Origin of the sequence: Acidovorax sp. IB03 (genome assembly GCF_016406015.1) — a bacterium.
Classification (GTDB): domain Bacteria; phylum Pseudomonadota; class Gammaproteobacteria; order Burkholderiales; family Burkholderiaceae_C; genus Acidovorax; species Acidovorax temperans.
On record NZ_JAEFCH010000036.1, the window covers coordinates 1 to 13,610 of the forward strand.

The 13,610-nt window shown below is 64.4% G+C and carries 10 protein-coding genes; 1 reads left to right on the forward strand and 9 read right to left on the reverse strand.

What is annotated here, in order from left to right; translation table 11 throughout:
* Positions 1 to 39: 39 nt before the first annotated feature.
* The 9 genes from IHV84_RS16340 to hpnC form a co-directional block, all read right to left on the reverse strand.
* Positions 40 to 1,332, reverse strand: coding sequence for a sensor histidine kinase (locus IHV84_RS16340; RefSeq protein WP_198847645.1), 1,293 nt, complete (start codon positions 1,330 to 1,332; stop codon positions 40 to 42).
* The gene (locus tag IHV84_RS16345; RefSeq protein ID WP_066690211.1) at positions 1,332 to 1,997 is read right to left on the reverse strand and encodes a response regulator; all 666 of its coding nucleotides are present in this window, start codon (positions 1,995 to 1,997) and stop codon (positions 1,332 to 1,334) included. The genes IHV84_RS16340 and IHV84_RS16345 overlap by 1 nt, the downstream gene beginning before the upstream one ends.
* Before the next feature lie 115 nt (positions 1,998 to 2,112).
* The gene (locus tag IHV84_RS16350; RefSeq protein WP_198847646.1) at positions 2,113 to 3,117 is read right to left on the reverse strand and encodes a tripartite tricarboxylate transporter substrate binding protein; all 1,005 of its coding nucleotides are present in this window, start codon (positions 3,115 to 3,117) and stop codon (positions 2,113 to 2,115) included.
* A 165-nt stretch (positions 3,118 to 3,282) separates the two neighbouring features.
* Complete coding sequence (locus tag IHV84_RS16355) at positions 3,283 to 5,574, reverse strand: PAS domain-containing protein (RefSeq protein WP_233100076.1); 2,292 nt, start codon at positions 5,572 to 5,574, stop codon at positions 3,283 to 3,285.
* The gene (locus IHV84_RS20510) at positions 5,526 to 6,734 is read right to left on the reverse strand and encodes a cache domain-containing protein (RefSeq protein WP_370541310.1); all 1,209 of its coding nucleotides are present in this window, start codon (positions 6,732 to 6,734) and stop codon (positions 5,526 to 5,528) included. The genes IHV84_RS16355 and IHV84_RS20510 overlap by 49 nt, the downstream gene beginning before the upstream one ends.
* A 254-nt stretch (positions 6,735 to 6,988) precedes the next feature.
* Positions 6,989 to 8,332, reverse strand: a complete 1,344-nt coding sequence (gene hpnE, locus IHV84_RS16360) for a hydroxysqualene dehydroxylase HpnE (RefSeq protein WP_198847668.1) — start codon at positions 8,330 to 8,332, stop codon at positions 6,989 to 6,991.
* Positions 8,332 to 9,171, reverse strand: coding sequence for a presqualene diphosphate synthase HpnD (hpnD, locus tag IHV84_RS16365; RefSeq protein WP_198847648.1), 840 nt, complete (start codon positions 9,169 to 9,171; stop codon positions 8,332 to 8,334). The genes hpnE and hpnD overlap by 1 nt, the downstream gene beginning before the upstream one ends.
* A gap of 347 nt (positions 9,172 to 9,518) precedes the next feature.
* Positions 9,519 to 10,919 (reverse strand): L-serine ammonia-lyase, encoded by a 1,401-nt coding sequence (locus tag IHV84_RS16370; protein WP_198847649.1) that lies wholly within the window; start codon positions 10,917 to 10,919, stop codon positions 9,519 to 9,521.
* Positions 10,920 to 11,190: 271 nt separating this feature from the next.
* Positions 11,191 to 12,093, reverse strand: a complete 903-nt coding sequence (gene hpnC, locus IHV84_RS16375; protein ID WP_198847650.1) for a squalene synthase HpnC — start codon at positions 12,091 to 12,093, stop codon at positions 11,191 to 11,193.
* A 327-nt stretch (positions 12,094 to 12,420) separates the two neighbouring features.
* Between hpnC and IHV84_RS16380 the strand changes: the two genes are divergently transcribed.
* Positions 12,421 to 13,602, forward strand: coding sequence for an efflux RND transporter periplasmic adaptor subunit (locus IHV84_RS16380; protein ID WP_198847651.1), 1,182 nt, complete (start codon positions 12,421 to 12,423; stop codon positions 13,600 to 13,602).
* Positions 13,603 to 13,610 lie beyond the last annotated feature (8 nt).

Genomic DNA, 13,610 nt, shown 5'->3' on the forward strand with positions numbered 1-13,610 from the left:
AACACGTCCCCTTTTTACTGGATCAAGCCGCCTGCGGGCTTAACTGACTGGCATTAGGCCCAGGGTGGCATGTTCCTGCTCGGTCAGTCCGGGGCCGTTGTCTTCCACGCTCAGGCTCCAGCCCAGCTCGTCCCCGGCTGCTGCCAGCGTGACAGTGCCCCCTGATGGGGTGTAGGCAATGGCGTTGGCTGCCAGATTGGTCAGCGCTTCGTGCATCAGGTGGGCATCGGCAACGGCCATGGCATGCGACGGGGCAGGCGGCTGAATGCCAAAGTCGATCTGCTTGGCGCGTGCCTGGGGTAGCAGTTCGAGAGCGACCGTGCGCAGCAGGCTGGACAAGTCCAGGGGCGCGAAATCCAGGGCGGCTGTGTCGCTGCGCCCCAGGGCTAGCAATTGCTGCGTGCTGCGGGTGGCGCGGGAAATTTCGGTTCCCAGGGCTTGCAGTGTCTGCTGCACCAGGCCGCTGTTCGGCTCTCGCCGTGCATAGTCCACCTGCATCTGCAAAGTGGTCAGGTGGGTGCGCAACTGGTGCGATGCGTCGTCCAGAAATTCTCTTTGCTGCGTGATGAGCGCCTGGTTGCGCGTCATGTGCTGGTTGACGGCGGACACCAGGGGGCGGATGTCTGCGGGCAGATCCTGTGGCGGGATAGGCGTCATATCTTCCGGGCTGCGGTCTTGCACGCCTTGCGCCAAACGTGCCAGCGGGCGCAAGGCCAGCGCCAGGGTTCCGGCAGCACCTAGCACCATCAGCACCAGTATCAGTCCATCCCGCAGGGCTGCGCGGCGCACAAAGCGGAGAGTGAAATCGCGGCGCGATTGGGTGCTTTCACCCACTTGCACGATGACGCTGGTATTCGACTGCTCCAGGCTGGTTCCGTTCAGACTCGCATCTGCCGAAATGGGGCGCTGGTAAGCCACCAAGCGCAAGGACTCTCCAAAATACCGGGCGTCGTAAAAACGCGGAACACCTGGCTCCAGCGGGCGGGGCGGTAAGGGCAGATCGGCATTGCCCAGCTCTACCAACGCATCGGACGTCGCTACCCGGAAGTACACCGATCCGCTGGCTGTCAGCTCAAAGAACTCCAGCATGCTGTAGGGCAGCTCGGCCGTGAGCCCGCCCGATGCGGTGGAGATGCCCGCGTCGATGGCCTTGAGCGCCCCCACCAGCGAGCGGTCATACGCCGCGTTGGCTGCCTCCAGCGCATCGTGCCGTGTCATCCAGAGTTCCAGCGCCGTCACCAGCACCAGCAGGGGCAGCAGCACGATGGCCAGGCGCTGCCACAGGCGCAGGCCGGAGAGCGTGGATGGCCATGTGCTGCGCCACAGCGCCATCAATTGCACTCCAGTGCGTAGCCCAACCCGCGCAGGGTGGTGATGCGTACGTCGCTGCCTTCCAGACGCTTGCGCAGCCGGTGCACAAACACTTCCACTGCTTCGGGGTGAACGTCTTCGTCGTCAGAGAACACCCGATCCAGTATTTGCTGTTTGGAAAAGGGCTCGCCGCTGCGTTGCACCAGCACCCGCAGCACTGCCAGTTCGCGCGGGGACAAGGCCAGTGGCGCGCCTTGCAGTGTGAACTGCTTGCGCTGGCCGTCATAAACCAGCGAGCCGCAGGCCAGCCGGGGGTGTTCGTTGCCCCGTGCGCGTCGCACCAGGGCGTGCAGGCGTGCCTCCAGCTCCGCCAGCTCGAAAGGTTTGGCCAGAAAGTCGTCTGCGCCAGCGTTGAGCAGGCGCACCCGCTCGTCCAGCGAATCACGCGCCGTCAGAATCAGCGCGGGAAGGCGTTGGTCGCGTTCGCGCAGCCGTTGCAACACGCCATGGCCGTCCAGCCCCGGCAGGCCCAAGTCCAGCACCAAGGCGTCGTGGTCGGCATGTTGCAGGGCCCGATCGGCCATCAGTCCGTCGCTGACCCATTCGACCTGGATGCCGGCGTGCTCCAGAGCCCGGCTGAGCCAGGTTCCCAGGCTGTGTTCGTCTTCTGCCAAAAGGATGCGCATGATGGGGCGATGCTAATGCGGGATAGACGGCCTGAGGGTAGGCTCGGCAACGTCCACAGCCATTCAAGCCTGCGGTGCAGGCCTGAATGATGGATAGGGGCAGTCTGTGGAGTGCTCAGTCGGGCTTGACCTTGGCGCGCAGCAATACCTTCTTCCAGCGTTCCTGCTCTGCGGCGATGAACTGGGCAAAGTGCGCAGGCGTACCCCCAATGGCCTCGGCTGCGTCGGCGTTGAGCCGTTCCAGCGAGGCGGGGGCTTTGACGGCCTTCATGGTTTCGACCGAGAGCTTTTCGAGGTTGGCTGCGGGCATGTTGGCCGGGGCGAGCATGCCGTACCACTGGGTCATTTCAAAGCCAGGAAAGCCTTGCTCGGCCACGGTGGGCACGTCGGGCAATTGCGGCAGGCGCTTGGCCGAGCCGGTGGCAATGCAGCGCACCTTGCCCGACTTGATGAAAGGCAGCATCGCGGCTGCACCCACGGCTGAGGCCTCAAGGCGGCCCGAGAGCAGGTCGGTCATCATGGGGCCGGTGCCACGGTAGGGCACGTGCAACAGGAACAGGTCGGCAGTCATCTTGAGGTATTCAAACGCCAGGTGCCCCGCGCTGCCATTGCCGGCCGAGCCGTAGCTGAACCTGCCGGGGCTTTTCTTGGCGTAGGCGATGAATTCCTTGAGGTTCTTGACCGGCACATCGGGGTGCACCACATACAGGCTGGGCACCTTGGCCAACAGGCTCACAGGCTTGAAGTCCTTGTTGGCATCGTAGGGCAGCTTGTCGAAGATGAAGGGATTGACCGCCAGCGTGCCGATGTGCCCCAGGATCAAGGTGTGCTGGTCTTCGGCGCGTGCCACTTCCGACATCGCGATGTTGCCAGCGGCCCCTGGCTTGTTGTCCACAAAAACGCTTTGACCCAGGGTCTTGGACAGTTCGGCGGCCGTGGAGCGCGCCACGATTTCTGAGCTGCCCCCCGGTGCAAACGGCACCACAAAACGCACCGATTTGCTGGGCCAGGCGGCCTGGGCCGCTGCGCCCGCAGGCAAAAGCCCGCCCAGGGCCAGCGCTGAACCTGCGCTGAGCAGGTGGCGGCGTGCAGGGTTGAAGGTGGGGGGAAGTTCAAACATGGCGATGTCTCCTCGTTCTGGTCAGTGATTCGTAGGCCTGGTTGCCTTGAAGCATCGTGCCGAGTGACAGCTTTCGGAATGCTGTCAGTGTGGCGTGGTCGCACTGACTCAGGCTTGTATTTGTTGCCCTTGCTACGCAGCAGCCCAGGTCTTCACAGTGCGCGGTCAGGCCTCTGGGGTGCCTGCCCGCACGACCCGGTTGCGTCCGGTGTTCTTGGCTTGGTAGAGCGCCGCGTCGGAACTGGCCAAGGTCGAGGCCGAGTCTGGCAAGACCGGACACAAGCCCACGCTCATGGTGACTCGGATGGTCTGGCCGTCATCGCTTGCGATGGTGCTTTGCTCCAAAGCGATGCGCAGACGCTCGGCGATGGCGTGGCCTTGCTCCACCGTGGTGTTGGGCAACAGCACCGCAAACTCCTCGCCACCCAGTCGCCCAGCCATGTCTTCCTTGCGCAGCAGATTCCCGCGCAACAAGTTGGCCAGATGAACCAATACCTTGTCGCCCGTGGCGTGTCCCCAGGTGTCATTGACGCGCTTGAAGTGGTCCAGGTCCAGCATCAGGAAGGCCGCGGGAGGCGCACCGTGGGCGATATGAGTGATCTCGGCTTCGAGGCGGGCCATGAAAGCGCGCCGGTTGGTCAGGCCCGTCAGGGTGTCGGTGGTGGCCAGCCGCTCCAGCGTACGCTCGCGGCGGCGGCGCTCGGTGATGTCTTGCGCCAGCCACAACCTGCCCAGGTCATCGCCTCGGGCGGTGCGTATCTGCACCATGTCGATCCGCACGGTGGTGCCTTGTGCCAGTGCCACTTCGTAAGTCGCGTTGTTACCCATGGTGTACAGCTGCTCTGTGGGGGGCAGCGCATCCAAAACCTCGGACGGAACCATGGCACGCAACTTGTTTCGATCACAACCCACCAGCTCTTCTGAGGGCGTGCTGACGCCAAAAAGATCACACAGGGCCTGGTTCAGCACCACGGCGGTGCCAACTTGGTTTTGTACCAGCACCCCTCCAGGGAAGTGCCGAATCACCTCCATCAAGTGCGCCTGGGCTGTTGCCAAGGCCTCTTCGGTCTCGCGCCGCTCGGTGGTGTCCACCAGGGTCCAAATCACGTCGCCCTCTGGCTGCTGCGGATCCAGGGGGGTGCCTCTGATCGAAAACCAGCGAAGGGCGCCTGTGGCAGTGCGCATGAGGTATTCCACCTCCACGCCACCTTGCTCCCGCACGGCATCCACGTACGGTAGAAGTTGCGTGAACGCTGCTTCGTGCCGGTGCAGGACGCTCAGGCTTTTGCCTTGCAGGGGCAGTCCGTCCTGCGAGAAGGTCTCCACGGCTCTGTGGTTGGCCAGCGCAATGATGCGCTCGGGGGTGGAGATGAGGAGGGCCGCTGCGGCATTTTCGAGCAGTGCTTGCCGAAGGTGTGTTTCCTGCTTGCGGGGGGTGATGTCGGTCTGGGTGCCGATGACCAGCCCGGCAATTTCTGTGTCGTCCGGCGCAACTTGCCCTCGGATTTCCATCCATCGCCATGTGCCTTGCTGGGTGAGCAGGCGTGTTTCCAGGTCGAAGGGCTCGCCCAGGGCAATCTGGCGTTGCAGCGTGGTGAGCACCCGGTGGCGGTCATCAGGGTGCACATGCTCTTGCCACGTTTGAAAGTCTAGCTTTTGAGAAAGCACTTCGTAGCCCAGCATCTGGTGGCAGCGCTTGTCCATCTCGATGATGCCCGTGCGGGTGTCCCATTCCCAAAGGCCGTCCTGCACGGCCACCATGGTCAGGCGCAGCCGCGCTTCGCTGCGGCGCAGTGCTTCCATCACGGAGTGTTGTTCAGTCACGTCGTGGATGTATCCATGCCACAACGTAGACCCATCAGCTTCGCGCTCAGGCTTGGCCTGGCCGGCCAACCACCGGGTTTGGCCGTTGGGCAGCACTTGGCGCCATTCGTGGCTCCACAGTTCCAGCCTGCTGGCTGACTCCAAGATGCTGGAGCGCAATGCTTCAAGATCCTCAGGATGGGCACTGGCAAATGCCTGGCGGGAATCCGTCTGCGCCAGCTCTGGGGTGATGCCGTAGATGTCGGCAATAACAGGGCTCGCATACGGAAAGCAACTGCTTCCGTCAGGCCGCAACCTGAATTGGTACACCGTGCCAGGAACCTGCACCAGCAGTTTGGCCAGGCGTTGCTGCAGTTCCTGGCGCGCCGCGTCGATCTCGTGCCGCTGCGTGACGTCGACATAAGTGCCGGTGATGCGTTGCGAAGGCGGCTTACCCGCGCGGCGCACGATGCGTCCACGCACCTGCATCCAGATCCAATGGCCGTCCTGGTGGCGCAGCCGGGGCTCTGCCTCGAAGAATTCGGAGTCCCCGCGAACGTGAGCGTCGAGGGCATCACACCAGGCTGGCCAATCCTCAGGGTGGATCAACGCTTGGAGTTGCTCAGGGTTGGGGTGGTAGGCTTCCTTTGGCAACCCCAGCAGACGGACCCAGCGGCGGTCAAAAAAGAAATCTCCCGCAGGCGGGCTCCAATTCCATGTGCCCAGCTTGCCGCCTTCCAGTGCCAGTCGGTAACGTTGCCTTTGGCGCTCCAGCCGTTCACGGTCCTGCTTTTGACGCTGGAAGAGCAGCGCAATCCAGCACGCCGCCAGCACAAACGCCAGCGTTCCCACGGCATTGCGCAGGCGGCTGTCGCGCACGGATTGGTACGTTCCCGCCATGGCCTGGTCGCGGCTGAGCCCGACGCTGACGCCAAGGGATAGTGCGCGAGTCGCTGCCAGGCGTAGAACCGGTGCACATCTTCAATAGGCGCGGCAACTTGGTATCGCCCACTGGTGCGCTCTGGGTAGCGCATAAATTCGCGGTCTGCGGGTACGTTCAGGGCCATTACCTCCTTTTGACCGTGGGAGCGCGCGAGATACGCCCCATCAGCACGCAGCAGCAGTGCTGCGTCGTTGCCCTGGGTGAATACATCGCGCAGGTTATTGGACAGGTAGTCCGGGTTGATGGAAAGCACCACCACGCCGCCAAAGCGGTTGCCTTGGCTGATAGGGTAAGACACTTGCACCGACCACTGCCCCGACACCCGGCCCAGTGTGGGGCGGCTAATGTAGAGGCGCTTTTCCGTCTCCAAGGTGTGGGCCTGGAAGTGGGGACGGTCTCCGATCGATGTGCCCAGCGTTGCGCTGTCGGGCGACAGCGACGAATACACGATGCGTCCACTGGAGTCTGTCACCGCGATTTGCAAAATACTGCCCGGCGGGAACGACGCAAGGGCGTCGGTCGCTGCCAACTGAAAGGTGTGCTGCGGGTCGTGTTCGTGCAGAACGGCCAGACTGCGCGCCAGGTATTCCAGCCCGCCCATCAATGTTTCCATTTGGGCCGCAAGGGTGCGCGCAATGTGCGTGGCACGCAGTTCGGTCTGTGTCTCCGCAAAGGTGGTTTGCTCTTGCTGTTGCGCGAGCAAAAGCCACCAGTAAGCGCCACAGGCAACGAGTACCGCGGCCAATGCGCCCGTCACCCTCCAGTGCATCCAGAACGTTTTCATCGGGTGCATCCTGACCGTGAACGGATGAGGGCTAAGAAGGCTCGTTTGTGGCAGGGCTTTGTCGCAAGCCCAGCGGGCTTGGCCCACAGTGCGGCCGAGGCGGCTGGCAGGGAAACTGCGGGTACCGTTCGGGGTGAGGAGACTGCGGGGTAGGCGAAAAAACGCATTAATACCGATTTTATTGTTCAGTAGCGGATAGTTACTGATAAAGCGGCTGCGCCTTCCCGGTAGATGGCCCCGTTCGGGATCCAGATCGACGATTTTTGAGGCGTATCAAGGTTGCTCTGGTCGGCTGGACTGCTGGCGACCGCGCCAGAATTTGCCCGCCAAGCGGGTCGTTTTCAGTGGCGCAGGCCTGTGATTTGCTGCGCTGCGTGCAGGCCGCTGCGGATAGCGCCTTCCAGCGTGGCTGGGTAGGGGCCTTCCGTGTAGTCGCCTGCGGCCCACAGGCCTGAGAGCACGCGATTTCCAGGACGGCGCAGGCTTGGGGTACAGGCAAAGGTTGCGCGTTTTTCCACCACGGTCTGGAGGGGGCGCAGGGTTTTGAGGCCCAGCTGTTCCTGGGCCTGGCGCACAACCTGATCCTCAAGCGTGGCACGGTCTTGCTCACTGACGCTGACCACAAAGGCCAGCAAACCGGCAGGCCCCCCCAGGTGCCCGCGGTCGAACACAAACTGTGCGGGTTGCTCGGGGCCTGGGCGCAAGGCCAGCATTGCCTGGTTCAGGGTATGGCGACTTTCCTCAGTGTGCCCAGACCCATTCGGGAGGCTGGTGGCAGAGGCCTGTGCGTACACCGTACCGATGGATGTGAACCGCAGTGCTTGGGTTACATGGATCCACTCGGCGGCTTCGCCTTGTTCGGTTTGGGAAAGGCTGCCGTGGGCCGCTTGCACCAGGCGGGCGGCTTCCGTGCTGTGGGTGGCCAGCACCACCGAGTCAAAGCGTGTGCCGTCCACGTCCCAGCCGTCAGGGGTGCGCGCCAGGCCTGCCACGCGTTGCCCCGTGTGCAGCGCCGCTCCCTGGGCTTGCAGCCACTGCGCAGCGGTATCCGGGAACAGCGCCCCCAGGTCGGTGCGCGGCAGCAGCAGGTTCGAGCCACCGCGCCCGCTGAACAGGCTGTCGCGCAACACGCGCAAGAACACTTCCGCGCTGGCCTCGTGCGCGGGGGTGTTGAGTGCCGATACGCACAGGGGCTCGATGAACTCTTGCAGCAGGCGCTGCGGCAGGCGCTCGCACAGCTGCGCTACCGACCAGCGCGCATCGCACCGGAAGCCCTTGAGCTGCCAGCTGGCGCAAGTGCGCAGCAACGCGACTTTGTCGGTCCAACTCCAGCCGCGTGCCCGCGCCACGCCCACCAGCGCATCCCAGGGGGGCGGCAGGTTGGGCAGTTCCAGGCCTCTGCGGTCGGCGTAGGTCAAGGTCAGGGGGAGGCGCAGCATGGCGCTGGGCACGTCCACGCCCACCGTGCGCATCAAACGCAGGGTTTCGGTGTAGGCACCAATCAGGATGTGTTGCCCGTTGTCCAGTACGAGGGGCTGGCCCGCTGCATCCACGGTGTGCAGTGCCCGTGCCCGCCCACCCAGGGTGCGAGCGGCTTCCATCACCGTGACGTGGTGGCCTGCCTGCGTCAACGCCACCGCTGCCGCCATGCCGGCCCAGCCGGCGCCCACCACCGCGACGCGCATCACATGCGCCCCAGGGCCTGTACCTTCCATGCCAGCCAGAACTTGCGCAAGGGCGTGAGGCGAATGCGCTGGTGCAGCACCTGGAAGTTGTCGTGTTCGATTTCGCGCAGCAGGGTGCGGTAGATGCTGGCCATCATGAGCCCAGGCTTTTGGGCGCGGCGGTCTGCGTCGGGCAATAGGGCCAGCGCCTCGTCGTACAGGCGGTGCGCTCGCTCGGCCTGAAAGCGCATGAGGGCGGTGAAACGGTCGGAATACGTGCGCTTCAGAATCTCGTGCGCCTTCACATCAAACTGCTGCAACTCGCTGACGGGAAGGTAAATGCGGCCCAGCATGGCGTCTTCACCCACGTCGCGGATGATGTTGGTGAGCTGAAACGCCAGCCCCAGCGTGTGTGCGTATTGGGTGGTGCGCTCGTCGGTCTGGCCAAAAATGCGCGCAGCCACCTCGCCCACAATGCCCGCCACCAGGTGGCAATAGCCCTTGAGGCCTGCAAAGTCGAGGTAGCGGGTTTGCTCCAGGTCCATCTGGCAGCCATCTATCACCGCCTGCAGGTGGCGCTGCTCAATGCCGTAGTCGGCGGTGTGCGGCATCAGCGCCTGCATCACCGGGTGCGTGGGCTGGCCGCCAAAAGCCTTGGCCACTTCGGCCTGCCACCAGGCCAGTTTGGTGCGGGCCACGCCGGGGTCAGACACTTCGTCCACCACGTCATCCACTTCGCGGCAAAACGCATAGAACGCGGTAATCGCTGCGCGCCGGGGCGCGGGCAGGAACAAGAAGGCGTAATAGAAGCTGCTGCCCGAGGCAACCGCTTTTTGTTGGACGTACTGTTCCGGAGTCATGGGGCGCGATTGTCCCACGCGCTGTGTGGCCCGCGCCCGAGAATCTGCGCGCCAGGGAGCTTTGCCCGGCCCCTGGGGATGAGCCTGTGATTTTCAAAGGGCGCTCTGTCACTCGCACGCTGGAGCGGCGAAACGATGCAATAAGAGCGGCTAACAAAACTCTTCTGGCGTCGTTGCCGCGTCTTGTCGTACTACGCGTACTGCCTGCGACGCGGCGCCTAGCCAGAACCGCTTCGCTGAGTTTTGTTAGCCGCTCTAAGCGATGTGCCAGCTGTGCATCGCAGCATCCATCTCTCCGATGGGGCTTGCGCCACGGCCGTTAGCGTGCCAACTTGCCTGGTGCTGCTTCAGCATTCCACCACATTCACCGCCAGCCCGCCGCGCGAGGTCTCCTTGTATTTGCTCTTCATGTCGGCGCCGGTCTGCATCATGGTTTTGATGACCTTGTCGAGCGACACCACATGCTGGCCATCGCCGCGCAGGGCCATGCGGGCGGCGTTGATTGCTTTGATGGCGCCCATGGCGTTGCGCTCGATGCAGGGAATTTGCACCAACCCACCCACGGGGTCGCAGGTCATGCCCAGGTTGTGCTCCATGCCGATTTCTGCGGCGTTTTCCACCTGCTCGGGCGTGCCGCCCATCACAGCGGCGAGGGCACCCGCGGCCATGGAGCAGGCCACGCCCACCTCGCCCTGGCAGCCCACCTCGGCACCCGAAAGCGATGCGTTGACCTTGTAAATGATGCCGATGGCGCCCGCAGTGAGCAAAAAGGTGGCAATGCCCGCATCGTTCGCACCGGGCAGGAACCGCACGTAGTAGTGCAGCACTGCGGGGATGACCCCGGCGGCACCGTTGGTGGGTGCTGTGACCACGCGGCCGCCCGCCGCGTTTTCCTCGTTCACCGCCATGGCGTACAGGTTCACCCAGTCCAGCATCGATAGCGGGTCGCGCAGCGCGGCCTCGGGGTGGCTGCTCAGGTTGCGGTGCAGTTCGGCCGCGCGGCGGCGCACATGCATGGGGCCGGGCAGAGTGCCAGTGGCCGCGCAGCCGCGTTGCACGGCCCCAGCCATGGTCTGCCAGATGCGCAGCAGCTGGCGTTGCACTTCGTCGGCGCTGTGCCAGTGCTGCTCGTTGGCGGCAGTGACCTGGGCCATGCTCAAGCCCGTGGCGCGGCACTGCGCCAGCAGCTCGGCCCCGGTGCTGTAAGGGTAGGGCAGCCCCTGGCCATGGCCCTGGCTGCCGGAAGCAGCTGCTGCGCCGGGGTTGGTCACGCGCTGGCCTTGCTCGTCCACTACAAAGCCGCCGCCAATCGAGTAGTACTCGCGCACGGCGATTTCCTGGCCCTGCGCGTCAAAGGCACGAAAACACAGGCCGTTGGGGTGGCGGGGCAGGCTTTTGCGCCGCAGCAGCATGTGTTCCTTGTCGATCCAGGGAATGCTGTGTTCGCCCAGCAGCGGCAGGCGTTGGCTGCTGCGAATCTGGGCCACGGTGGGCGCGATCTGGTCGGGGTCGATGGTGTCAGGCTCGTGGCCTGCCAGGCCCAGCAGCACAGCGGTGTCGGTGCCATGCCCGATGCCCGTGGCGGACAGCGATCCAAACAGCTCGGCCACCACATGGTGCACTGCCGCCAGCCCCACGGTGGCTTGCAGGTGGCATGAGAACTGCCGCGCCGCAATCATGGGGCCCACGGTGTGGGAGCTGGAGGGGCCGATGCCAATTTTGAAAAGGTCGAAGACGCTGACGGACATGGTGGTGCGAGGCCGTGGTTCGGGTTGTGATCCTGCCAAGGCTAGCGGCGCCGTGCTGCCGCCGCACGCGCGGAATCCCTGCCCCTCATGCCGGTGGCGGCAAGGCGGGCCAGGGTGGCTGGCGTGCTGGGTTGTCTGCCAATCATCAATGATGCTATTAAAAATGTAGCTGCTGGCGCTTTTGGATAAAGCGCTAGAGCATGATTTGACTTGAATTTTTCGGGCGCTTGAAGCCGGCGGGTTAGCGCCCGTTGTGGGGCATAAATCTTTCTTACATTGCCACGGCGCGGGCCAGCATCACGATCCAGTCCGGGGCATGCAGGCGGGGGCGGGTGTGCAGGCTGCCGCCTTGAAGGGCGTCCACCTTGTCCAGAATGCGCAGGCCGCCTTGCACCACCAGGCGCAGGTCCCACCCCATGCGCCCGGGCAGGCGGTGTACCAGGGGTGCGCCTTGCACCATCAGGGCCCGTGCCCAGTCGGCGCTGTCTTGAATCAGCCGCGCATTCTGCGGCGTGGTCTGGCGTGCCAGCAGCTCGGCCTGGCAGGCGCCGTAGGCTGCGCAGTCGGCGCGGGGCAGGTAGTGGCGGCCGCGCGGAATGTCCACGCTCAAGTCCTGCCAGAAATTGGCCAGCTGCAAGGCTGTGCAGATGGCGTCGCTTTGCTGCAGTGCCTGGGCATCGCTCACGCCATACAGGTGCAGCAGCAAGCGGCCTACCGGGTTGGCAGAGCGGCGGCAGTAGTCCAGCAGCTCTGCCCGGTCGGCGTAGCCCTCGGCGTCACGCGTCTTTTCCACGTCTTGGGCGAAGGCGCTGAGCAGGTCGGCCAGCAGGTTCACAGGCAGCTGGTGCTGTTCGATCATGGCGCGCAGCGGAAGAAACACCGTCTCCCAACGCTCCGATGGTGCGTGCCCCCGGGCGACAGCTTGCAAGTCGGCCTCGAACGCTGCCAGGTCTTGCAGGCGCTGCGCTGGCGGGGCGTCGCCTTCGTCAGCAATGTCGTCGGCGGTGCGTGCAAAAGCGTAGATGGCCCGAATGGGTGGGCGCAGGCGGGGCGGGCACAGCAGTGACGCCACCGGAAAATTCTCGTAGTGCGTGACTGCCGCTGCGGCCTGGGCCGCTGGGGCGGCCAAAGGGGTCGCAGAAGGGGCAGGGGAAGAGCGATTTTCAGGATTCATGGCGGCGTGGATTGTCGCTTGACAATGCCCGGGCCTTCTCATAGATTACTAACCGGTCAGTCAGTAGCTGTTTCGGCACTGTCTGACCAGGGCCGGTTCGCGGTCTCTCTCTTGAACAAATCACCGCTTTTGCAGCCCCGAATCAAGGGGTGGTTCCCGGTTGCGCCTGCCGCGCCGGTGCATCGCTGTGGCGCGCACGACTGTGTTGTCGTGCCCTATCGCGTGATTTGCCGGGGGAGGGGCCCATCGGCTTTGGCCTGGGCGCAGAGCAAGGGGCAGTCCACCTTGCACCGCCCGGTCGCACCATTTTTCATCACTGGATTTTCCATGCGTACACCTTCCGCTTCGCGGCCATTTCACGGGTTTCACAGGTATCTCATGCTTCTGGGCGCAGTGGCGCTGATGGCCGCTTGTTCGCGGCCTGCGCCGCCGCAGGAGCCCGTGCGTGCCGTCAAATTGATGACGGTGGGTGTGGGGGCGTTGGAGTCGCAGCTCGAATATGCGGGTGAGGTGCGTGCCAGGGTGGAATCCCGCCTGGGCTTTCGCGTGGGCGGCAAGATCGTGCAGCGCCAGGCCGAACTGGGCCAGCGCGTGAAGGCTGGCGATGTGCTGGCGCAGCTGGACCCCAAGGACTACCAGTTGGCGGCGGAGGCTGCCCGCGCGCAGTTGGCAGCAGCCACCACCCAGCGCGACTTGGCAGCGGCCGACTACAAGCGCTACGCAGCGCTGAAAGACCAGAATTTCATCAGCGGTGCCGAGCTGGAGCGGCGCGACACCGCCCTGAAGACCGCGCAAGCCACGCTGGACCAAGCCAAGGCGCAACTGGCCTCGCAAGGCAACCAGGCCGCCTACACGCGGCTGGTGGCCGATGCGGCTGGCGTGGTGACCGGCATTGATGCTGAGCCAGGCCAGGTGGTGGCGGCAGGTGCGCCCGTGGTGCGCATCGCCCAGGACGGGGCCCGTGATGTGGTGTTTGCCGTGCCCGAGGACAAGGTGGCCGCCATGGCCCCCGGCCAGGAAGTGGCCGTGCGTGGCTGGGCCAATGGCAAGACGTTGACGGGCAAGGTGCGCGAAGTGGCCGCCAGTGCCGACGCTGCCACCCGCACCTTCCAGGTCAAGGTGGCCATCGATCGCGCCGAAGCGCCGGCTTTGGGCTCCACTGTGTACGTCACCCCCAAGGCGCTGAGCCATGCCGGCACCCCCGCCATCAAGCTGCCCACCACGGCCTTGCGCCAGGAAGGGCAGTCCACCGCGGTGTGGGTGTATGACCCAGCCACCAGCACCATCAAGTCCCAGGTCATCCAGATTGCCACCGCTGATGGCAACGATGCGGTGGTGGCCTCCGGCCTCACGCCTGGCATGCAGGTGGTGGCCACCGGGGTGCATGTGCTCTCACCAGGGCAGAAGGTAACGGTATATCAGTCAAAAACGGCTGTAGCGCCCGTGAATCAAGCGCCAGCAGCTACTGATTCAGTAGCAAACGGTGCATCCCAGCCCGCTGCGAAGTAAGGTACACC

What these genes read in the sequence shown, in the direction of transcription:
- IHV84_RS16340 (WP_198847645.1), bottom strand. Translation starts at nt 1,332, where the DNA reads ATGGCGCTGTGGCGCAGCACATGGCCATCCACGCTCTCCGGCCTGCGC.
- IHV84_RS16345 (WP_066690211.1), bottom strand. Translation starts at nt 1,997, where the DNA reads ATGCGCATCCTTTTGGCAGAAGACGAACACAGCCTGGGAACCTGGCTC.
- IHV84_RS16350 (WP_198847646.1), bottom strand. Translation starts at nt 3,117, where the DNA reads ATGTTTGAACTTCCCCCCACCTTCAACCCTGCACGCCGCCACCTGCTC.
- hpnE (WP_198847668.1), bottom strand. Translation starts at nt 8,332, where the DNA reads ATGCGCGTCGCGGTGGTGGGCGCCGGCTGGGCCGGCATGGCGGCAGCG.
- hpnD (WP_198847648.1), bottom strand. Translation starts at nt 9,171, where the DNA reads ATGACTCCGGAACAGTACGTCCAACAAAAAGCGGTTGCCTCGGGCAGC.
- IHV84_RS16370 (WP_198847649.1), bottom strand. Translation starts at nt 10,919, where the DNA reads ATGTCCGTCAGCGTCTTCGACCTTTTCAAAATTGGCATCGGCCCCTCC.
- hpnC (WP_198847650.1), bottom strand. Translation starts at nt 12,093, where the DNA reads ATGAATCCTGAAAATCGCTCTTCCCCTGCCCCTTCTGCGACCCCTTTG.
- IHV84_RS16380 (WP_198847651.1), top strand. Translation starts at nt 12,421, where the DNA reads ATGCGTACACCTTCCGCTTCGCGGCCATTTCACGGGTTTCACAGGTAT.